Genomic DNA, 20,278 nt, shown 5'->3' with positions numbered 1-20,278 from the left:
CCCCTCCTCCCGCCCCCTTTGCTCTGCTTCAACCCGCGCACTGGTTACCGGCCGAAACCGGTGCGTCCGTTGAAGGAGAGCAAAGGGGTCGTGGAGACATCAGCCGGTGCGCAGCCGCAGCGCGGTCCTGTCTGATGCGTCCGCTGGATCAGCCGGCGATGCCGACCGCAGTGGCGCTGGCCGTCCAGAGCCGGGTCGCGAGCTGGGGGTCGGCCGCCTTGGGTAGCGGGCGGCGGGGCCGGCAGTCGAAGTAGTAACCGCCGCCGATCAGCCGGGACCGGTCCTGATTGGCCAGCCACACCAGCGTCTGCGCGCCCTTGACCGGGCCGCGCAGCGGCAGCAGGCGCATGCCCACGGCGACCAGCCGGCTCTCGTTGCCGAACCGGGTCCGCACCACGCCGGGATGGAAGGAGTACGAGTCGACGGCCGGCCACCGGCGCGCCGCCTCGGCGGTGAACAGGATGTTCGCCTGCTTGCTGGTGCCGTACGCGGCCATCGGGCGGTAGTGGCGCAGCGGTGCGTTGAGGTCGTCCGGGTCAAGCACGCCGCTGCGGTGCGCGCCCGAGGCGGTCACCACCATCCGGCGGATCCGGTCGGCGAGCAGGTTGCTCAGCAGGAACGGGGCCAGGTGGTTGGCCTGGATGGACAATTCGAAGCCGTCGACCGTGGTGACCGGCTGGAGCACGATCGCGCCGGCGTTGTTGGCCAGCACGTCGATCCGGTCGTACGCGGCACGCAGCTGCTCAGCCAACTGTCGGACATCGTCGAGTACGGCGAAGTCGGCGCGGAACACCTCGGGCCGCTCCCCGGACGCCTCGCGTACCTCGTCGGCCGCTGAGCGCAGCCGGGACGGGTCGCGGCCGACCAGTACCAGCTGGTCACCACGGCGCGCCAGGTCGGTCGCGGCGGCCAGCCCGATGCCGGAGCTGGCGCCCGTCACCACCACCAGTCGACGGCCAGTGAGATCTTCCACAGGTCCATTCACCCCGGTCACGGGACGAGGTTACCGTGGCGTCACAAACACCTTTGGGATCGTTAAGTCGCAGGTGGCGGCGGCCCGTCCGCCGCACCCGGAAGGAGCGCAGTCGATGGCCGTTGTTGGGCGCCCCCGCCGGTCCTGCCTGGCCGTGCCCGGCTCCAGCGTCAAGATGCTCGGCAAGGCCCAGGGCCTGCCGGCCGACCAGGTCTTCCTGGACCTGGAGGACGCGGTCGCGCCGCTGGCCAAGCCGGACGCCCGGAAGAACATCGTGGCCGCGCTCAACGAGGGCGACTGGGTGGGCAAGACCCGGGTGGTCCGGGTCAACGACCTGACCACGCCATGGACCTACCGGGACGTCATCGACGTGGTCGAGGGCGCCGGCGCCAACCTCGACTGCGTGATGCTGCCCAAGGTGCAGAACGCGGCGCAGGTGCAGTGGCTGGACATGACCCTCACCCAGTTGGAGAAGACCCTCGGCCTCGAGGTCGGCCGGATCGGCATCGAGGCGCAGATCGAGAACGCGGCCGGCCTGGTCAACGTGGACGCCATCGCCGTCGCCTCGGCCCGGGTCGAGACGATCATTTTCGGCCCGGCCGACTTCATGGCCTCGATCAACATGAAGTCGCTGGTGGTCGGCGGGCTCATCCCGGACTACCCGGGGGACCCGTACCACTACATCCTGATGCGCATCCTGATGGCCGCCCGGATGCACGACAAGCAGGCCATCGACGGCCCGTTCCTGCAGATCCGGGACGTGGACGCCTTCCGTGAGGTGGCGAAGCGCTCGGCGGCGCTCGGCTTCGACGGCAAGTGGGTGCTGCACCCCGGGCAGATCGACGCCGCGAACGAGGTCTACTCACCGGCCCAGGCCGACTACGACCACGCTGAGCTGATCCTCGACGCGTACGAGCACTACACCTCGGAGGTGGGCGGCCGGCTCGGCGCGGTCATGCTCGGCGACGAGATGATCGACGAGGCGTCCCGCAAGATGGCGCTGGTGATCGCGGCCAAGGGCCGGGCCGCCGGCCAGACGCGTACCTCTACCTTCACGCCACCTGCCGAATAGCCCGACGATCTGCGGCGTGCCCGCCCCGACCTCGGTCGGGGCGGGCACGTCCCGTTCAGACCGTGGACGAGTTCGCGATGGCGAAGGCGATCGCGACGGCATAGCCGATGATCACCAGGGCGAGCAGGCCGGTGAAGATCCAGCCGACGATGATGGCCGCCTTCGCCATCCCCTCGCCGCTCTCACCGCTCTCTCGGATCTGGCGCATCGCCACATGCCCCATGATCGCGCCGATCGGGGCGGTGATGCACGAGCCGATACCGATCAGCGAGAGCACCAGGGCGACGATGGCCAGCGAGTTCGTCTGTCGCGGCGGCTGCCCGTACCCGGGCGGGTAGCCGTAGCCCGGCTGGGGCGGATAGCCGGCGGGCGGGTACGGCGCGGCAGTCGGCGGTGCCGCCGACCCCATGCCGGCGTACGGGTCGGCCTGCTGGTACTGGTCGGCCGGCCGGTACTGGTCGGCCGGCTGGTACGGGTCGTATCCGGTGGGCTGGTGCGGCACGGACGGCTGGGCGCTCACCGGCAGGGTCGGGTCGGCCGGCTGCGTGGCGGGCTGACCGGTCGACGCGGGGTCGGGCCAGCCGCCGGACGGCGGGGGCTGTGTCATCAGGCTCACTTCCGTCGCGATGTTGTGGCGCAGTCAGGGTAGTCACTGCCGGCCAAACCGCGACGCGCCCGGCAGCGGGTGCGGCGTTGCCCGGGGCGACGGCAGAGGGCAGGATCTCGGCATGGGGATTGACGCGCGCGCGACGGACCGGTCCGGCAACCGACCGAAACGGGACGTCAGCCGTCCGGGTGTGGCCCGGCGCCCCCGCGCCGTTGCGGCGCCGGGGACGGGCGAGCACGACTCACCGGACCCGCTGCCCGAGCCGGTAACCCTGCGGCTGGACGGCAAGGTCGCCCTGGTGACCGGCGCGGGCAGTCCGGACGGCATCGGGTACGCCACCGCCCGGCGGCTGACCGACCTGGGCGCCCGGGTGGCGATCGTCTCGACCACCCGGCGCATCCACGAGCGGGCCGGCGAGCTCGGGGTGACCGGCTTCGTCGCCGACCTCACCGACGAGTCGGAGGTCGGTGCGCTGGCCGACGCCGTCGCCGAGCAACTCGGTGACGTCGAGGTGCTGGTCAACAACGCCGGCCTGGCCAGCCGGGCGAGCCCGGAGGTGCTGCGCCCGGTGGCCCAGCTCAGCTACGACGAGTGGCGTGGCGAGATCGACCGGAACCTGACCACGGCGTTCCTGTGCAGCCGGGCGTTCATCGGCGGGATGGCCGAGCGTGGCTGGGGACGGATCGTGAATCTGGCGGCGACCGCCGGCCCGGTCAACGCGTTGCCCACCGAGGCGGCGTACGCGGCGGCCAAGGCCGGCGTGGTGGGGCTGACCCGGGCACTGGCGATGGAGATGATCGCGGACGGGGTCACGGTCAACGCGGTGGCCCCGGGCACCATCTACACCGCCGCGTCGACAATGGCCGAGATCAAGCAGGGCCTGGGCACGCCGGTGGGTCGCCCCGGCACGCCGGACGAGGTGGCCGCGGCGATCACGTTCCTCTGCTCGCCAGCGGCGTCGTACATCACCGGCCAGATGCTGGTGGTCGACGGCGGCAACAGCGTGCGGGAGGCCCAGTTCCGCTAGGCGTGTCCACTCCGGTCGCGGCTTGGCGCTGAGCGTGGTTCAGGTGCGGGTGCCGGAGCCGGCCCAGAGCGCCAGCGCCAGCCAACCGCAGCAGGCCAGCAGGTAGATGCCGGTGAAGATGTAGCTGAGGATCAGGCCCCAGGTGGCGAGTTGGTCGCCCTCCTCGCCGCTGGTGCGGAGCTGGCGCTTGGCCAGGTGGCCCAGTGCGATGCCGGCGGGGGCGAAGACGAACGCGAAGACCAGCGACAGGATTGCCAGCACGTTGGTGCCGCCACCGCGACCCGGGGGAGACGGCGGACCGTACTGCCCGTAGGGCACCTGTGGGGTGTACGGCGGCTGCTGCCCCCACTGCTGGCCGTGCGGCGGCTGGCCCGGATGCTCGTACGACGGCTGTCCGTACGCCGGCTGCTCGCCGTGCGGCTGCCCATACGCCGGTTGCCCGTAGGTCGGCTGCCCGTACGGCGGTTGCCCCTGGGTCGGTTGCTCGCCCTGCGGGTGCCCGTATGTCGGTGGTTGCCCGCCCGGCGGTTGTCCCCCGGGCGGTGGCTCGTACGGCGACGGCGGCTGGTCCGGCTCTGGCGGTTGGCTCACAGCTCTCCTCCTCCGTCCCGCAGTACGGCATCCCGTCCGGGTCGCCCCCAGTTGGTGGGTGACGCCCCCATTGCGGGACGCTACCCGCAGCGGTGAACCTTTTCACAGCGGTTGTGTGGACTGGTCACCTTGGCCGCGCCCGCCCCTCGACCGATACTGATCGAGCGTTTAGTTACCTCTGAGTAAGGCGCCGATTCCCCGGAGGCTGAGATGGCTCGACTCGCCCAGACGCCCGGCCTGACCGACGAGCAGCGGTCGATCCTGGAGACCGTCCGGGAGTTCGCCGACAAGGAGATCATCCCGCACGCGCAGCGCCTGGAACACGCCGACGAGTACCCGACCGACATCCTCGACGGGATGAAGGAGATGGGGCTGTTCGGCCTCACCATCGCCGAGGAGTACGGCGGCCTCGGCGAGTCCCTGCTGACCTACGCCCTGGTCGTGGAGCAACTGTCCCGGGGCTGGATGTCTATCTCCGGCATCGTCAACACGCACTTCATCGTGGCGTACCTGATCTCGCAGCACGGCTCCGCCGAGCAGAAGGCGCGCCTGCTGCCGAAGATGGCCACCGGCGAGGTCCGGGGCGCCTTCTCGATGTCAGAACCGGGTTGCGGTTCGGACGTTGCAGCAATCGGGTCAAGGGCCGTACGTGAGGGGGACACCTTCGTCGTCAACGGCCAGAAGATGTGGCTGACCAACGGGGCGTACTCCTCGGTGGTGGCCACCCTGGTCAAGACCGACACCGGTGCCGACTCGGTGTACGGCAACATGAGCACCTTCCTGCTGGAGAAGGAGCCCGGCTTCGGCGAGACCGCGCCCGGCCTGACCATCCCCGGCCGGATCGACAAGATGGGCTACAAGGGCGTCGAGACCACCGAGATGGTGCTCGACGGCGTCACCGTCCCGGAGACCGCCGTGCTCGGCGGTGCCGACCAGGTGGGACGCGGCTTCTACCAGATGATGGACGGCATCGAGGTGGGCCGGGTCAACGTCGCGGCGCGGGCCTGCGGCATCTCCATCCGCGCCTTCGAGTTGGCCGTCGCGTACGCCCAGCAGCGCAAGACCTTCGGCCAGCCGCTCGCGAAGCACCAGGCCATCGCCTTCAAGCTCGCCGAGATGGGCACGAAGATCGAGGCGGCGCACGCCCTGATGGTCAACGCCGCCCGGCTCAAGGACGCCGGCCAGCGCAACGACGTCGAGGCCGGGATGGCCAAGCTGCTCGCCTCGGAGTACTGCGCCGAGGTCGTCCAGGAGGCGTTCCGCATCCACGGCGGCTACGGCTACTCCAAGGAGTACGAGATCGAACGGCTGATGCGGGAGGCACCGTTCCTGCTCATCGGCGAGGGCACCTCGGAGATCCAGAAGACCATCATCTCCCGCGGCCTGCTCCGCGATTACAAGCTCTGAGATGTAAGGAAGGGCCCCTTCTTAACGCCTCCGGTATAGCAGGGGCCCCCTTTAACAGCCGGTTCAGCCCAGCCGGGTGAGGTTGGCGGCGGCCCGTTCGATGATGAGGCAGTGGTTCTCGACGTAGTCGACGCCGGCCTCCCGCGCGATCTGGCGCGCCTGCGGGGACACGATGCCCAACTGCAACCAGACGGCCGGAGCGCCGATCGCCACCGCCTGGCGGACCACCTCGACGGCGTCCTCCGCCGGGCGGAACACGTCGACCAGGTCGACCGGGTGCGGGATGTCGGCCAGGGAGCGATACACCGGCTCACCGAACAGCTCGTCGGCGGTCGGGTTGACCGGGATGATGCGCCAGCCGTACCGCTGCATCTCGGCTGGCACGCGGTGCGCGGCCTTGCCCGGATCGCGGGACGCGCCCACGACGGCGATCACGGCGGAGTCGGCGAGGATCTGCTGAGCGGAACGCACCCGCCGACTCTAGCCACGTCGCGGAGGCCCGGTCCGGTCAGGACACGACCGCGGGCAGGGGAGACCCGACCGGGTGACGCCGCGCCGGACCGGGGAAACCGGACGGCGGGGGCCGCCTAGATCAGACTGAGCTGCTCGGGCGGCGGGGCCGGTGGCTGCGGCTGCTGGCGGTGATCATCGCCCGCTGGCCGGCACAGACCATGGCGGCGGGCGGCGATGCGTGCCCGCGCGGTCAGCTCCCGCTGGTACGACTGCGGCGCGTAGGCGCCCGACCGGAACAACTCGCGGTAGCGGGGGACCAGGTGGGGGTACTCCCGCGCGAGCCAGCGGGCGTACCACTCGCGGGCGCCGGGACGCAGGTGCAGGGGCAGCGGCGTCACGCTGGTCGCCCCGGCGGCGGCGATCGCCGCCACGGTGGCCTCGATGGACTCGTCGGAGTCGCTGAGGCCGGGCAGGATCGGTGCCATCAACACCCCGACCTCGAAGCCGGCGTCGGTGAACTGGCGTACCGCCGCAAGTCGCCGGCTTGGGCTCGGCGTGCCCGGCTCGACCGACCGCCACAGCTGCTCGTCGAGGAAACCCACCGAGAACGACACGCCGACCCGGGTGACCTGGGCCGCCTGCCGCAGCAGCGGCAGGTCACGCAGGATCAGGGTGCCCTTGGTCAGGATCGAGAACGGGTTGGCGAAGTCACGCAGCGCCTCGATGATCGACGGCATCAGCCGGTAACGCCCCTCGGCCCGCTGGTAGCAGTCGACATTGGTGCCCATCGCGACGTGCCCGCCCCGCCAGCGCGGCGCGGCCAGCTCGCGGCGCACCAGCTCACCGGCGTTGACCTTCACGATCACCTGCCGGTCGAAATCCGCCCCCGCGTCGAGGTCCAGATAGGTGTGGGTGTTCCGGGCAAAGCAGTAAACGCACCCATGGCTGCATCCCCGGTACGGGTTGATCGTCCACTCGAAGGGCACGCGGGACGCGCCGGGGACCTTGCTGATGATCGACTTTGCCCGTACCTCGTGGAAGGTCATTCCGGCGAAGCCGGGGGTGTCGAAGGTGCGCACGACCGCGCCGGGCAGCGCCAGCGGCAGGGGTGGCGTCGCCGGCGCTGCCCGGCCGGGAACTTCCTCCACCGGGGGAGCGGCGAGGTTGTCCCAGCGCATGGCCATCATTCGAACACATGTACGACGATGGGGCAAGTGGGTACGCCGGGTGGGTCGGCCTCCGCCGAGGGAGAATGAGGTATGGAGACGTCGACCTTCGTCTACGACGGGGACTGCGCGTTCTGCACCCGGTGTGCGGAGTTCATCGCCCGCCGGATCCCGACCGACGCCCGGGTGGTGCCCTGGCAGGTCACCGACCTCGACCGGCTCGGCTTGACCGAGGCGGAGTGCGACGCGGCGGTGCAGTGGGTGGGGCTCGACGGCACCCGCGCCGCCGGTCCGGACGCCATCGCCGCTCTGCTCGCCGGCAGCAGTCTCCCCTGGCGGATCGCCGGGGCCGGGCTGCGGTTCGCGCCGGTACGAGCCGCCGCCTGGCCCGCGTACCGCTGGGTGGCCCGCAACCGGCACCGGATGCCCGGCGGTACGGCCGCCTGCTCCCTGCCTCGGGAGGAACAGGAGCGCCGCCTCGGTCCCTCGGGTGGCTGAGGCCGGCGCTCCGGTCCGGCCCGTGGTGGGCCCGCGCGACCGTGGCTCATCGCTGAGCCGCCACGCCGACCTGTCGGAAACGCCGGCGGCCGGGCCCCGATCCGGGCCCGGCCACCGTGTCGTGCGGCGCGTCAGTGCTTGTGCTCGGCGAGCTTCTTGCGTACGTCGTCCATGTCGAGGGCGCGCACCTGCTCGATGAGGTTCTCCAAGGCCGACTCCGGCAGCGCGCCCGGCTGGGCGAAGACGATCACACCGTCGCGGACGGCCATGATCGTGGGGATGGACCGGATGTCGAACTTGGCGGCGATGTCCTGCTGAGCCTCGGTGTCCACCTTGCCGAAGGTGATGTCGGAGTGCTTCTCCGAGGAGCGCTCGTAGACCGGGGCGAACCGCTTGCAGGGGCCGCACCAATCGGCCCAGAAGTCGACCAGCACGATGCCGTCGCTCTCGGTCACCTGGTCGAAGTTAGCCGTGGTCAGCTCGACGGTTGCCATGTGAATCTCTCCGATCACGCGGAACAGCTACCTCTGGTGGAACCCGTGCGTACCCCAGCGCATTCCCGCCGCGGTGCCACCGAAACCCTGGGCGTGGTCGGCCTGGGGGCTTTGTCCGCATCGATCACCGTCGGTCCGCGCGGTGGTCGGCAGTTCGCAAATGCACGTCGCATTTGCGTAACCAGGCGTGATGGGAGCGTTTCCAGGGAGATCAGCGCAGGATTGCGCTACGGGTTGGTAACTTCAACGTTGACTAGCGCCGATTCGACCTGCGGAGATCGCTTGTGGATCGATGATCCGTCACGCTGAGTAATGTCACAAAAAGGTAAATGTGACCTCGGTCTCTGTGCAGCCGGACAGGTGTCCGGCAGAATCTTGAGGCATCAGAGCGTGGGCGGCGGGTGCCGGGGAGGGCCCCGCCGCTCATTGCGTCCGGCCTCGGTCGGCGGCTTCGCTCCGGCCGGTCGCGCCCGCCCTGACCGGCCGTTTTCCGGCTGCGACTCCTGGCGCTGTGACATTTCGACTGGGCCCGCGCCCCCAGGTCCGCCTTAACTGCCGATAAGGCATGCTGTGCCGAACTCCATCGCCGTCCGTCGAAGGGGACAAGGATGCAGTTCGGGCGTTACTACGAGGAGTTCGAGGTCGGCGCGGTCTATCGGCACTGGCCGGGCAAGACCGTCACCGAATACGACGACCACCTGTTCTGCCTGCTCACCATGAACCACCATCCACTGCACATGGACGCGCACTACGCCGAGACGGCGAGCCAGTTCAAGCGCAACGTGGTGGTCGGCAACTACATCTACTCCCTTCTGCTCGGCATGTCGGTGCCGGACGTCAGCGGCAAGGCGATCGCCAACCTGGAGATCGAGTCGCTCCGGCATGTCGCCCCCACCTTCCACGGCGACACGATCTACGGCGAGACGACCGTGCTGGACAAGCGCGAGTCGTCCTCCAAGCCCGACCGGGGCGTGGTCGCCGTGGAGACCCGCGGCTACAACCAGGACGGCACGCTGGTCTGCGTCTTCCGGCGCAAGGTGATGGTCCCGAAGCGGGAGTACGCGGCGGCGTCGGTGCCCGAGGGCGTCGATCCGGAGCGACCCAGTTTCCCCGAGCCGCGCTGACCGGTACGCGACCCCGCCGGGACCACACCCCTGCCGGGCGCCCGCGCGCCCCCGGTGCAAGCGAGATCGTGCTCGATCCAGGATCGAGTGGCCTCGCCGCGGCTGTCAGGCCACTCGATCCTGGATCGAGCGTGTTCATGGGTGGGGGCTGACCGTCGGTCGGGCCTCGGCGGGTGATCCAGGAAGACATCGTCGGCAGGGCCTTCCGGCTGGGGACGATCATCAGGTGAATGGGTGCCCCGGCGGCGCGCCGCGACGGGTTCGTGGCGGACCGGGTCCGGCCGCCGCCCGGGCGCATATGCTGGCGCCGGAGGTCCCGCCATGAGCGAGCGCAGCGAGCGAATCGTCCAGCTCAGTGCGGTGGTGCCGCAGGTCGGCGCGGAGCAGACCGGAGCGCCGGCATGAGCGAGCGCCGTGGAGCGCCGGCATGAGCCGCTCCGTTGCCGGCGAGCCGCCCGCCGCCGGACGCCGCGCTGCGCCCACCACCGCTGGGCCGTACTCCGTCATCGAGTGGGAACTGCTCACCGACCTGCCGGGTCGGGTGATCGTGGCCGCCGCTCAGCCTGGTCCGGGCCGACCGCAGCGGGGTGTGGCCGCGGGCCTCGCCGGGCTGGACGCGGTGGCCGCCGGCCGGGCTTTCGACAGCGACCTGATCCGGGCGGTGGTGGCCGCGATCTACGCCCGGCACGACGGGGCACCGTCACCGGCGGCGCAACTCACCGACCTGGTGGAAGTGCTCTCCGCCTGCCGGGCAGTGGTACGGGTGCTCGACCGTCGCGCCGACCCGGCCGACTCGGCGGCGTACCGGCAATGGGTGCAGTCGGTCGCGGCCCGGGTCTGCCGGGCGGCGCCGGCGGTGCTGCCGGACGGCGCGCTGGCCCCAGCCGACCGCCGGCTCCTCGACCGCCTCGGCGGCGCGCTCGGACTACGCTAGCCACCCCCTCCGGCCACCTTCTCCTGCCTGGCTCTGGCCGCGCCGAACGCCGCCCTCTGGCCGCGCCGAACGCCGCCCTCTGGCCGCGCCGAACGCCGCCCTCTGGCCGTGCCGAGCGCCGCCCTTCGGCCGTGCCGAGCGGACGCCCGGTCGGGGCCGGGGCGGCGGGGCGTACCCTGCGTGACCGTGACCGGTGAGCAGCTCGATGTCGGCGTGGGACCCTGGCCCGGGGATCCGCCGGACGACCCCCGCTACGACCCGGAGCTGCTCGCCGAAGGCGATCGGCGCAACGTGGTCGACCGTTACCGGTACTGGCGGCGCGAGGCGGTCGTGGCCGACCTGGACCGGCGGCGGCACGACTTCCACGTGGCGATCGAGAACTGGCAGCACGATTTCAACATCGGCACGGTGGTCCGCAACGCCAACGCCTTCCTCGCCGCCGAGGTGCACATCGTCGGCCGGCGTCGGTGGAACCGGCGCGGCGCGATGGTGACCGACCGCTACCAGCACGTACGGCATCACGAGACGATCGAGCAGTTCGCCGCCTGGGCGGTGGATCGCGACCTGCTGCTGGTCGGGATCGACAACCTGCCCGGCTCCCGCCCGCTGGAGACCACCACGTTGCCCCGGCGGTGCGCCCTGCTGTTCGGCCAGGAGGGTCCCGGCCTGTCGGACGCCGCGCGGGCGGCCTGCGACCAACTCTTCTCGATCGCCCAGTACGGCTCGACCCGGTCGATCAACGCCGGCGTGGCGAGCGGGATCGCCATGCACGCGTGGATCCGGGCTCACGCCGGGCCGCTGCCGGACTGACCCCGGGGCTGATCCGGTAGGGCAAATGGTGCCGCTCCGCTTGACGGCTCGCCCGTGCGGGGTGACGGTGGAGTGGTGACTGTTGCGGTGAGTTGTCCCAGGTGCGGCGGGTTGGTACGGCCGCCGGATCTGATGCACGCCGAGTCGCGCTGCCCCGACTGCGGGCCGGTCGCCCCGCTGCACGTGCCCGAGCACATCGGCGCCGAGATCATGGCCAGCGTGGTGGACCGCATCCAGACCGTTGGGCAGCCGCAGCGGCCGGCGGTGCCGCTGTGGTGTCCGTGGCCGCTGCCGCCGGGGTGGACCGCGACCGGCGTGGCGTGGGCCGGCGACGACCGGCTCGGGGTGCGTGCCACCGCGGTCGCCTGTGCCGGCCCCGCGCCCCTCGGTGATGGCCCCGCCGACCTGGTCTTCGTGGCCGAGGAACCGGGCGTCGGCCTGGGCGCGCGATACGCCGGGGTGCCGGGCCCGGACGCGGGGCCGGAACTGGCTGAGGCGCTCACCGACCCGGGGCCGGGGCATCCCGGGCATGTCGGGCGGGCGGGGATCAGGGTGGCCGGCCACCCCACTCCACTGTGGTTGGTGAGTTCGCGGACGGATCGAAGCGCGTACGCCGGCGAGGCTCGGGGAATGTGGCTGTATGCGATAGCCTGGCCGGCGAGCGCGGGGCATCTGCTCGCGGAGGACGTGGTTCTGCACGACCTGGTCGAGTGGACGCCGCCCGAGCTCGTGTACGGCGCACCGTCTCCGTACCTGCACGGGAGGGCTTGACAACCCTCCCGGAATGTCGGAGAACGGACGCAGATATTCACGGTAAGACACCACGCTGATACTCTGGGTGCCGCTGCGGTAATGGGACCCGGCGCCGCGCGAGAGGATGGCCCGCCATGGTCAAGAAGGTCCTCACCTGGGCCGGAATCGCATTCTTGATCTTCTTCGTCGCCTACCGGCCGAACTCCGCCGCGGACGTGTTCAAGTCGCTGGGCGGCGGCATCATGGACATCGCCCAGGGCTTCGGCGACTTCTTCACGAGCCTGGTCGCCTAGCCTCCGATGGGAAGCCCCTCCGGCCCACCCTTCGACCCCGACGATCCCGACCGGGCCCGCCGGGAGCGTGACACCGAGCCGATCCCCCGGATCGACCCCGACGACGGCCCGGGTTACGGCTCCGGAGCCAACCTCTCCGACGGCCCCGCCTTCTCCGACGACGCCGGTTACGGCGACGGCCCGGGCTATGCCGGTGAGGGCCGGTCGGGGCGGGCCTGGGTGCGCGACCCCGAGGGCGGCTACCAGCCGCCGCCGCAGATCTCCGAGGAGGAACTGGCCGGGCTGCGTGCCGACGCCAGCGGCATGACGCCGCGGCGGGTCCTGCCGCTGGAGGACGAGCCAAGCACGCTGGTCGCGCGCTACCTCTTCCCGACCGAGCGCTACCGGGGCGAGTGGAAGCGGCACTGGATCCACCTCGTCACGCCGATAATCATCGGCGTCGCCGCCACCTTCGTGCTCGGCTACCTCTCCGGCTTCCTGGCCGGGCAGAACGTCGGCGCGCTCACCACGGTCGCGGTCCTGCTCTGGTTCGCGGTGATGGGCTGGGTGGCCTGGCGGGTCGCCGACTGGTGGTACGACCGGTTCATCCTGACCAACAAACGGGTCATGGTCGTCAACGGCATCATCACCCGGCGCGTCGCGATGATGCCCCTGGTCCGGGTCACCGACATGAAGTACGAACAATCGCCAGCCGGCCGGGCCCTCAACTACGGCACCTTCGTGCTGGAGTCGGCCGGGCAGGAGCAGGCGCTCCGCGAGGTCAAGAACCTGCCCAACCCCAACGAGCTCTACCTGCGTGTCGTCGAGGAGATGTACGAGCCGCAGGCGGTCGAGGCGCGGCTGGGCAAGGAGCAGGACGAGGCCAAGGCCGACGACGGGGCCTGAAACTTTTCGACCGAACATCGGAGTCAGTGCGCACCTTTCGCCCTCGACCCGCTGGTCCGGCCATGGCAGGCTGCCGGGCAGGATCAGGAACGGAGGTGCAGCGTGGCGAGCAGCAACCCGCTGGAAGAGGAGTTCCGTGACTTCGTAACGGCTCGTTCCGGCGCCCTGCTGCGGACCGCGTACCTGCTCACCGGCGACTGGGGCACCGCAGAGGACCTGCTCCAGACCGCGCTGACCAAGACGTACCTGGCCTGGAAGCGCCTCGGCGGGATCGAGGCGATCGAGCCGTACGCCCGCCGTGTCATGGTCAACACCTCGACGAGCTGGTGGCGGCGCCGCTGGCACGGCGAGCGCCCGACGGAAACGCTGCCCGAGCGCGCCGCCGCCGACGAGATCGAGCAGCAACTGGACCGTGACGTGCTCTGGCGGCACCTGCGCGCCCTGCCCGCCCGGCAGCGCGCGGTGCTGGTCCTGCGCTACTACGAGGACATGTCGGAGGCGCAGACCGCCGCCCTTCTCGACATCTCGCCGGGCACGGTCAAGAGCCAGACCTCGCGAGCCCTGACCACCCTGCGGCGGCGGCTCGGCGCGGACGAGGCGTTCGCGCTGCCCGGCGCGGAGGCCGTGGCAACCGGACCGCCGGCGACCCGGCGTGGCGGGCGGCCCTCGGCCGGCGGCGCGCCGACGCCCGGCCGCCCCCGACCGGCCCTCGGCGGGCGGGCCGGCGGCACGCCCCCTGCCGGGTGGCACGACGGCGCGTCCCAGGACGGGCCGGCCGACCGGCCCGAGCAGCCGCCAGCAGTCGCTCCGCAGCCGGACGCGGCCCTGGTGGGAGAACACCGGTGAACGCTGTTTCCGGAGGTCGTGACAACCCGAGCGGGACTCCGAATCGTCCATTGAACGTGTCGCAGAGCGAGCTGGAACGTGCCGTCCGGGAGGCGTTCTCCCGGCGGACGGCGGCGTCCCGGGCGCCCGCCGACGATCCGGCGGGCGCGGTGATCCGGCGGGCGAACCGCATCCAGCGTCGCCGTGCCCTGGCCGGGATGAGCCTGGTCGCGGTGGCGATCGTGGGGGTCAGCGCGGGGGCGATGCAACTCGGCGACGACCCGCCGCCGAGCAACTCCGTGGTGGTCGGCGAGCCGGATCCGGTGCCGGACGCGGCCTGGACGACCGTCGCGCCGCCGACCGGTCCGGACACCGAAACCCCGCTGGCCGAGGTCGACCTGGTGCTGGGCGAGACGATTGCCACCGCGCAGGGCCGGCGGGTGAGCGTCCTCGGCGCCGGCGGTGTGGAACGTGCACACCGCCTCGCCGACGGTCGCGGCTGGTTGGCCATCGGGACACCCACCCCGAGCGGTCGCTTCCTGTGGGCGGTGACGCCGAACGGCGCGGCGCAGGTGCTGCTGGCCGGTGCGGACGAGATCGTCCTCGACCAGCACGGCCAGCAGGTCGCCTGGAAGCAGGGCGCCATGCTCGCCGCCGCCGGGATCGCCAACGGCGAGTTGACCGGCACCGTACGCGCCGACGCTCCGGCCGAGGCCGTGCCGCTGCGGTTCGTCGACGGCGCCGTCCTGGTGCGGCTCGCGCCCGACCGACCCGGGCACGTGCTGTGGCAGCGCCGCCCCGGCCCGCTCGACCCGGGCACCGACCGGTCCAGCACGCGCGTCTTCGGCGCACTGCCCGACGGGCGTCTGGTCGGCGAGGTCGCCACCGGCACACCGCGACGCGCCTGCCTGGCGCTGCTCGACCCGACCCAGGACCTTGCTCCGGCCGGCCCGGAGTGCGGGCCGGAGCTGGGCGGCGACGGCCCGGGCGCGGTGTCGCCGGACGGGCGCTGGCTGCTGGTCAACGGGCAGTCCAAGGGGCAGGACGCGGCGCTGCTGGTCGACCTGGCGGGGCTCGGCTCGTCCGCCGTTCCGCAGGTGGCCGGGCCGACGATGACCGGCACGGTGGTCTGGAACGCCCTGGGCACGGCGTACTACGCCGACACCGCCGGCGGCCTGGTCCGGGTGGACGTCGACCGGATCCGCATCAGCCGCCCCGCCGCACCGGTCGCCGTCCCCGGCCTCAAGCCGGGAGAAAGCCCCGTGGTGGTGAGCGGCGGCTGACCGGGTACCCGGTAGCGTCGGGCGATGACCCCCCGGATCGACCTGCACACCCACTCCACGGCCAGCGACGGCACGCTCGGCCCCGGGGAACTGGTCCACGCCGCCGCCGGGGCCGGGCTGGACGTCGTGGCGATCACCGACCACGACACCACTGCCGGCTGGGAGCCGGCGCTGCGGGCGCTGCCGCCCGGGCTGCGCCTGGTCCGTGGGGCGGAGCTGTCCTGCCGCTGGTACGGCGAGCAGCCGCCGTTGCCGCTGCACCTGCTGGCGTACCTCTTCGACCCGGACCACCCGGAGCTGGTCGCCGAGCTGGCCCGGGTACGGGCCGCCCGGGCGGAGCGTGGTGAGCGGATCGTGGCGCTGTTGCGGGCCGACGGCATCGACGTGAGCTGGCCGGAGATCCTGGCCGGGGCGAGCGGCGGGACGGTCGGCCGGCCGCACATCGCGCAGGCGCTGATCCGGGCCGGCCTGGTGGCCACCACCACCGAGGCGTTCGGGCCGGACTGGTTGGGGGAGCGGTACCGGCTGCCCAAGGAGGACATCGACGTCTTTGCGGCCGTCCGGCTGGTCCGGGCGGCCGGTGGCGTGCCGGTGTTCGCGCATCCTCGGGCCACCCGGCGCGGCCGGATCGCACCGGACACGCTGATCGCCGAACTGGCGGCGGCCGGCCTGGCCGGCCTGGAGGCCGACCACGAGGACCACTCGCCCGCCGAGCGGGCGCACGTGCACGGGCTCGCGGCCGAACTGGGCCTGCTGGTGACCGGCTCGTCGGACTTCCACGGCAGCCACAAGACGGTCCGGCTGGGCGCCTTCACCACCGGGCCTGAGGCGTACGAGCGGATCGTCGCATCCTCGTCCGGAGTGACCGAGGTCGCTTCGGGCTGACCTGGTTTTCCGTCCCGTCGGGCACGGCTACGGTGACCGGGTGGATCTCAAGCTCTTCGGCGAGGTCTTCGTGACCCTGCTGGTGATCACCGACCCGCCGGGCATGATGCCCATCTTCCTCGCGTTGACCGGCCCGCTGGCCGCCCGGGAACGCAACCGGGCCGCCTGGCAGGCGGTCGCGCTGGCGCTCGGCGTGATCGTGGTCTTCGCGGTGGCGGGTCAGACGCTGCTCGCCTACCTGCACGTCGATCTGCCGGCGTTGCAGGCGGCCGGCGGGCTGCTGCTCGTGCTGGTCGCGCTGGAGCTGCTGACCGGCAAGGCCGACGATCCGAGCAAGCAGGCCACCTCCAACATCGCCCTGGTGCCGCTGGGCACCCCGCTGCTGGCCGGGCCCGGTGCGATCGTGGCGACCATGCTCTTCGTCCAGCAGGCGGACCGGGCGGCGGACTACACCGCCATCGCCGCCGCGATCGTCGCGGTGATGCTGGCGGTCTGGATCGTGCTGCGCTTCTCCGGCGGAATCGTCAAGATCCTGCGTCCCGGCGGGATCGAGGTGCTCACCCGGATCGCCGGACTGCTGCTGGCCGCGATCGCCGTGCAGCTCATCGCGGACGCGATCTTCGCCTTCGTGGCCGACTTCACCGCTGCCGGCTGACCGGGCCGGCGGGACTGTCGGGGGTGGATGGCAGGATCGCAGACGTGCGACGAGCCTCCCCAGCCGGACGACCCGCCGCCGGTGGCCGTGCGCCCCGGCCACGTGACGCGCAGCCCGAGCAACTCGGCTTCGAGGGCATGCCGGAGCGGCTGTTCGTCTGCACACCGAGCAAGCTGGGTGCGTACGCCGACTGTCCACGGCGCTACCGCTACTCCTACGTCGACCGTCCCGCGCCGTCGAAGGGCCCGCCGTGGGCGCACAACTCGCTCGGCGCCAGCGTGCACACCGCCCTGAAGAACTGGTATGCGTTGCCCACCGACCGGCGCCGCCCCGAGGTGCTGCCCACCCTGCTCAAGGGCACCTGGGTACGCGACGGCTACCGCGACGACGAGCAGGAGCGCGACGCCTACCGGCGTGCCCTGGGCTGGCTCGAGGCGTATGTCGGCGGGCTGGATCCGGCCGACGAACCGCTCGGCGTGGAGCGGGTGGTTGCGGTGAAGACCGGGGTGCTGGCGTTCAACGGCCGCGCCGACCGGATCGACTCCCGGCCCGGTGAGCAGGGCCCCGAGCTGGTCATCGTCGACTACAAGACCGGCCGCACCGGGCTGGACACCGACGACGCGCGAGGTTCGCAGGCGTTGGCGCTCTATGCGTACGCGGCCGAGCGGGTGTTCCGCCGGCCGTGCCGCCGGGTCGAGCTGCATCACCTGCCCAGCGGCACGGTCGCCGCGCACGAGCACACGGTCGAGTCGCTGGCGCGGCAGGTGACTCGGGCCGAGGAGACCGCCCGCGACATCATGGCGGCCGAGCGCACGGTCGCCGAGGGCGGCGATCCGGACGACGCCTTCCCGACCACGCCCGGCCCGCGCTGTGGCTGGTGCGACTACCGACGCACCTGCCCGACCGGCGCCGCGCTGCCCGGCAAGGAGCCGTGGGCCGCCGTGGAACGCCCCACCGAACCCCAGGTCGAGCAGGGCTGACGACGGTCGCGGGTGACCTCGTCCCGCCGCACACCCACCGACCGCGCCGTGACCGGCAGTTCGGCCCGCCGTCAGCCGAGCCGGCCCGGTGCGGGCCGCCCGGGGTGCAGCGCGGCGAGCGGATCGTGGCGCTGACGGTGGCCGAGGTGGCGGCAACCGGGCCACGCCTTCTCAGGCCCGCGCCGCGTCGGCCACTCAGTCGGTGATGGTGGCGGCCAGTCGGGCGGCGCGTTCCTCGGCCGCCCGCCGCATCGGGCCCTCCCGCCAGTCGCGCGGCAACGCGGTGAGGGCGAGTCGCAGCGCGCGTACGGTCACATCCGCCGAGAGGTCGGTGGTCGGCAGGCCCAGCCCGCCATAGAGCCGCCGCGCCCAGGCCGGCAGCAGCGCCAGCGCGGTGCCGGCGATCCCCAGGTACGCCCACCTGGGCGGGCCGAGGTTGAGCCCGACCCGGGCGGGCAGGCTGAGCTGCCACGGCAACGGCGGGGTGGTCAGGAACAGGGCGGTCTCGGCGGCCTCCCGGGTCATCCGCAGCTCGGGCCGGACCCGCCGGTAGTACTCGGCCACCTCGCTGGCGGTGCCGGGGACCGTCTCCGGGTCCAGCCCGACCAGGGCGGCGGCCCGGCGCTGCTCGGTGTAGTAGCCGTCCACCTCGGCGGCGTCCAGCGGCACACCGGCCCGGCGGGCGGTGTCGAGGAACGACTCCACCTCGGTGACGTGCACCCAGCACAGCAGCTCCGGTTCGTCGATCCGGAACCGCTCGCCGGTGGCCGGGTCGACCGCCGTCATCCGGGCGTGCCGCCGGCGCAGCCGCAGACCGGCCTCCTCCGCCTCGGCGGTGGTGCCGTAGACGGTGGTCCCCACGTAGTTGGCGGTGCGGATCAGGCGTCCCCAGGCGTCCCGGCGGTAGTTGCTGTTCTGCGCCACCCCGGCCACCGCCCGCGGGTGCAGCGCCTGGAGGTAGAGCGAGCGCAGCCCGGCGACGAAGAGGATCGGCTCCGCGTGCAGCTTCCAGGTGACCGAACCGGGACCGAACAGGCCGACGTCAACGGAGTCCACCAACCAAGCGTGCCACGCGCCGGGCGGTGGGCGGCCGGGGCCGGTCGTCAGTCGTCGGCGGAGCGGCGAGCCTGACAGGCGGGGCAGAGCCCCCAGAAGGTCACTTCCGCCTCGTCGACCTGGAAGCCGTGGGCGGTGTCCGGGTCGAGGCAGGGGGCGCTGCCGACGGCACAGTCGATGTCGGCGATCTCGCCGCAGCCCCGGCACACCACGTGATGGTGGTTGTCGCCGACGCGGGCCTCGTAGCGGGCGGGGCTGCCGGCCGGTTCGATCCGGCGGGACAGCCCGGCCCGGGAGAGCGCGCCCAGCACGTCGTAGACCGCCTGGGTGGAGACGGAGTCGAGCCGCTTCCGCACCCGTCGGGTGATCTCGTCGACCTCTAGGTGGCCGCCGTCGGCCAGGACGTCGAGCACGGCGAGGCGCGGTCGGGTGACCCGCAGGCCCCTCGACCGGAGCAGTTCCTCGCCACCGGACATGCGTCAATGACAGCACGGCCGCCCCGGCACGACAACCGCCTGGTCGGCGCGGCCACCGCCAGGTCGATCAGGGTGCCGGGTCGCTGAACCCCGCCGATCAATCCCACGTGTGAACAGGAGAGACCTGGGCGGGGGAACCGGCGCGCCGTACGCTGGCATCCCCGCGCTCACCTACCGCCGGAGGTGTCCGATGTTCGAGAAGGTGCTGGGCCTGCCCGTGCACGTGCTGGTCGTGCACGCGGTCGTGGTATTCGTACCGCTGCTGGTGTTGCTCGCCCTCGCGTACATCGCGCTGCCGCGGTTCCGGTCCCGGCTGGACTGGGCGGTGGCGATTCTGGCGGTGATCGCGCCGATCACGGCGTTCGTCGGTGTGCAATCCGGCGAGGCGCTCCAGCAGCGGCAGATCGCGCGGGGCTTCTCCGGCGAGATCCTGGAGAAGATCAACCAACACGCCGAGTACGGCGACGTCCTGTTCCGCTTCACGGTGGGGCTTGCCCTGGCGGTCATCCTGCTGCTGGTGGCGAACAGCGGCCACGCCCGGGTGCCGAAGCTGCCCCGCTGGGTGTCCCCGGTGCTGTCGGTCGTGGTGGTGGGACTGGGGGTGGCCGCCCTCGTCTACGTCTGGCTCACCGGTCACTCGGGCTCCGAGATGGTCTGGGGCACCACCTTCGACTAGGTCAGAACAACGCCCGGGTGCAGAGCAGACAGACCAGGACCAGCAGTACGGCGGCGGCGACCGCTCCGACGCTCCAGGTCACCCGCTGCGCCCGTTGTTCCTGCGCGTCCAACGCGACCATGTCCTGCGGCGGCAGTCGCCGTGGCGGTGCCGGCCGCAGGTGCACTGGTGGCCGCCATCCGGCGGGCGGCGCCGTGGTGGGCGGCGGCCCGGTGTAACCGGGGGCACCTGCCGGACCCGCCGCGCCCGTCGGGCCGTTTGTGCCGGTCGGGCCCGTCGGGTTGTTTGTGCCGGCCGGGCTGCTTGTGCCCGTCGGGCTGTTTGTGTCGGTCGGGCCGTTTGTGTCGGTCGGGCC

At 72.1% G+C, this 20,278-nt stretch carries 25 protein-coding genes; 16 read left to right on the top strand and 9 right to left on the bottom strand.

All coding sequences use genetic code 11. The features are described 5' to 3' along the window. Positions 1 to 148: 148 nt before the first annotated feature. Entirely contained in the window at positions 149 to 973 is an 825-nt protein-coding gene (locus tag C1I95_RS19400) for an SDR family NAD(P)-dependent oxidoreductase (RefSeq protein ID WP_111215233.1), read from the bottom strand. A gap of 115 nt (positions 974 to 1,088) precedes the next feature. Between C1I95_RS19400 and C1I95_RS19395 the strand changes: the two genes are divergently transcribed. Next, positions 1,089 to 2,045 carry an HpcH/HpaI aldolase/citrate lyase family protein gene (locus tag C1I95_RS19395; RefSeq protein WP_111215237.1) on the top strand — a complete coding sequence of 319 codons (957 nt, stop codon included), beginning with the start codon at positions 1,089 to 1,091 and terminating at the stop codon, positions 2,043 to 2,045. Positions 2,046 to 2,100: 55 nt separating this feature from the next. Here the strand turns inward: C1I95_RS19395 and C1I95_RS19390 are convergent, their stop codons facing one another. Continuing rightward, complete coding sequence (locus tag C1I95_RS19390) at positions 2,101 to 2,652, bottom strand: DUF4190 domain-containing protein (protein WP_111215236.1); 552 nt, start codon at positions 2,650 to 2,652, stop codon at positions 2,101 to 2,103. A 121-nt stretch (positions 2,653 to 2,773) separates the two neighbouring features. On the opposite strand from C1I95_RS19390, the gene C1I95_RS19385 reads away from it, so the two are divergent. Beyond that, positions 2,774 to 3,679 (top strand): SDR family NAD(P)-dependent oxidoreductase, encoded by a 906-nt coding sequence (locus C1I95_RS19385; protein WP_111215232.1) that lies wholly within the window; start codon positions 2,774 to 2,776, stop codon positions 3,677 to 3,679. Between the two features lie 39 nt (positions 3,680 to 3,718). Here the strand turns inward: C1I95_RS19385 and C1I95_RS19380 are convergent, their stop codons facing one another. Further along, complete coding sequence (locus C1I95_RS19380; RefSeq protein WP_111215231.1) at positions 3,719 to 4,270, bottom strand: DUF4190 domain-containing protein; 552 nt, start codon at positions 4,268 to 4,270, stop codon at positions 3,719 to 3,721. 210 nt (positions 4,271 to 4,480) lie between these two features. Here C1I95_RS19380 and C1I95_RS19375 point away from each other — a divergent pair, with 210 nt between their 5' ends. After that, on the top strand, positions 4,481 to 5,677 hold the full coding sequence (locus C1I95_RS19375) for an acyl-CoA dehydrogenase family protein (protein WP_111215230.1): 1,197 nt from the start codon (positions 4,481 to 4,483) through the stop codon (positions 5,675 to 5,677). 63 nt (positions 5,678 to 5,740) lie between these two features. Here C1I95_RS19375 and C1I95_RS19370 read toward each other — a convergent pair whose 3' ends face one another. Next, positions 5,741 to 6,148, bottom strand: coding sequence for a CoA-binding protein (locus C1I95_RS19370; protein WP_111215229.1), 408 nt, complete (start codon positions 6,146 to 6,148; stop codon positions 5,741 to 5,743). A 116-nt stretch (positions 6,149 to 6,264) separates the two neighbouring features. Beyond that, positions 6,265 to 7,308 carry an Rv2578c family radical SAM protein gene (locus tag C1I95_RS19365; protein WP_111215235.1) on the bottom strand — a complete coding sequence of 348 codons (1,044 nt, stop codon included), beginning with the start codon at positions 7,306 to 7,308 and terminating at the stop codon, positions 6,265 to 6,267. An 81-nt stretch (positions 7,309 to 7,389) separates the two neighbouring features. On the opposite strand from C1I95_RS19365, the gene C1I95_RS19360 reads away from it, so the two are divergent. Further along, positions 7,390 to 7,794, top strand: a complete 405-nt coding sequence (locus C1I95_RS19360) for a thiol-disulfide oxidoreductase DCC family protein (protein WP_111215228.1) — start codon at positions 7,390 to 7,392, stop codon at positions 7,792 to 7,794. 131 nt (positions 7,795 to 7,925) lie between these two features. Here the strand turns inward: C1I95_RS19360 and trxA are convergent, their stop codons facing one another. Beyond that, positions 7,926 to 8,288 (bottom strand): thioredoxin, encoded by a 363-nt coding sequence (gene trxA / locus C1I95_RS19355; RefSeq protein WP_111215227.1) that lies wholly within the window; start codon positions 8,286 to 8,288, stop codon positions 7,926 to 7,928. 608 nt (positions 8,289 to 8,896) lie between these two features. Here trxA and C1I95_RS19350 point away from each other — a divergent pair. From C1I95_RS19350 to C1I95_RS19305, 11 genes are all read left to right on the top strand, one after another. Then, on the top strand, positions 8,897 to 9,412 hold the full coding sequence (locus tag C1I95_RS19350) for a MaoC family dehydratase (RefSeq protein WP_111215226.1): 516 nt from the start codon (positions 8,897 to 8,899) through the stop codon (positions 9,410 to 9,412). Between the two features lie 427 nt (positions 9,413 to 9,839). Beyond that, positions 9,840 to 10,346 (top strand): hypothetical protein, encoded by a 507-nt coding sequence (locus C1I95_RS19345; RefSeq protein WP_111215225.1) that lies wholly within the window; start codon positions 9,840 to 9,842, stop codon positions 10,344 to 10,346. A 186-nt stretch (positions 10,347 to 10,532) separates the two neighbouring features. After that, positions 10,533 to 11,156, top strand: coding sequence for a TrmH family RNA methyltransferase (locus C1I95_RS19340; protein ID WP_111215234.1), 624 nt, complete (start codon positions 10,533 to 10,535; stop codon positions 11,154 to 11,156). 54 nt (positions 11,157 to 11,210) lie between these two features. Then, positions 11,211 to 11,927, top strand: coding sequence for a DUF6758 family protein (locus C1I95_RS19335; RefSeq protein ID WP_325048846.1), 717 nt, complete (start codon positions 11,211 to 11,213; stop codon positions 11,925 to 11,927). A gap of 116 nt (positions 11,928 to 12,043) precedes the next feature. Next, entirely contained in the window at positions 12,044 to 12,202 is a 159-nt protein-coding gene (locus tag C1I95_RS35835) for a hypothetical protein (protein WP_007455302.1), read from the top strand. Between the two features lie 6 nt (positions 12,203 to 12,208). Beyond that, positions 12,209 to 13,087, top strand: coding sequence for a PH domain-containing protein (locus C1I95_RS19330; protein WP_111215223.1), 879 nt, complete (start codon positions 12,209 to 12,211; stop codon positions 13,085 to 13,087). Between the two features lie 102 nt (positions 13,088 to 13,189). Beyond that, entirely contained in the window at positions 13,190 to 13,933 is a 744-nt protein-coding gene (locus tag C1I95_RS19325) for a SigE family RNA polymerase sigma factor (protein ID WP_233513754.1), read from the top strand. A 56-nt stretch (positions 13,934 to 13,989) separates the two neighbouring features. Beyond that, entirely contained in the window at positions 13,990 to 15,195 is a 1,206-nt protein-coding gene (locus C1I95_RS19320; RefSeq protein WP_111215222.1) for a hypothetical protein, read from the top strand. Between the two features lie 24 nt (positions 15,196 to 15,219). Continuing rightward, complete coding sequence (locus C1I95_RS19315) at positions 15,220 to 16,080, top strand: PHP domain-containing protein (protein WP_111215221.1); 861 nt, start codon at positions 15,220 to 15,222, stop codon at positions 16,078 to 16,080. 40 nt (positions 16,081 to 16,120) lie between these two features. Then, on the top strand, positions 16,121 to 16,735 hold the full coding sequence (locus C1I95_RS19310) for a MarC family protein (RefSeq protein WP_111215220.1): 615 nt from the start codon (positions 16,121 to 16,123) through the stop codon (positions 16,733 to 16,735). Positions 16,736 to 16,872: 137 nt separating this feature from the next. Beyond that, positions 16,873 to 17,715, top strand: coding sequence for a RecB family exonuclease (locus C1I95_RS19305; RefSeq protein WP_438941326.1), 843 nt, complete (start codon positions 16,873 to 16,875; stop codon positions 17,713 to 17,715). A 195-nt stretch (positions 17,716 to 17,910) separates the two neighbouring features. Here C1I95_RS19305 and C1I95_RS19300 read toward each other — a convergent pair whose 3' ends face one another. Both C1I95_RS19300 and C1I95_RS19295 read right to left on the bottom strand, forming a co-directional pair. Then, positions 17,911 to 18,771 (bottom strand): oxygenase MpaB family protein, encoded by an 861-nt coding sequence (locus tag C1I95_RS19300; RefSeq protein WP_111215218.1) that lies wholly within the window; start codon positions 18,769 to 18,771, stop codon positions 17,911 to 17,913. 47 nt (positions 18,772 to 18,818) lie between these two features. Beyond that, the gene (locus tag C1I95_RS19295) at positions 18,819 to 19,247 is read right to left on the bottom strand and encodes a Fur family transcriptional regulator (RefSeq protein WP_111215217.1); all 429 of its coding nucleotides are present in this window, start codon (positions 19,245 to 19,247) and stop codon (positions 18,819 to 18,821) included. Between the two features lie 190 nt (positions 19,248 to 19,437). Here C1I95_RS19295 and C1I95_RS19290 point away from each other — a divergent pair, with 190 nt between their 5' ends. Next, positions 19,438 to 19,923: a DUF2231 domain-containing protein gene (locus C1I95_RS19290; protein ID WP_111215216.1), complete on the top strand. Its 486-nt coding sequence runs from the start codon at positions 19,438 to 19,440 to the stop codon at positions 19,921 to 19,923. 1 nt (position 19,924) lies between these two features. Here the strand turns inward: C1I95_RS19290 and C1I95_RS37330 are convergent, their stop codons facing one another. Continuing rightward, entirely contained in the window at positions 19,925 to 20,089 is a 165-nt protein-coding gene (locus tag C1I95_RS37330) for a hypothetical protein (RefSeq protein ID WP_438941325.1), read from the bottom strand. Between the last annotated feature and the right edge of the window lie 189 nt (positions 20,090 to 20,278).

The organism is Micromonospora craterilacus, from assembly GCF_003236315.1.
GTDB lineage: Bacteria > Actinomycetota > Actinomycetes > Mycobacteriales > Micromonosporaceae > Micromonospora > Micromonospora craterilacus.
This window is presented reverse-complemented; position numbering and strand designations above follow the sequence as displayed.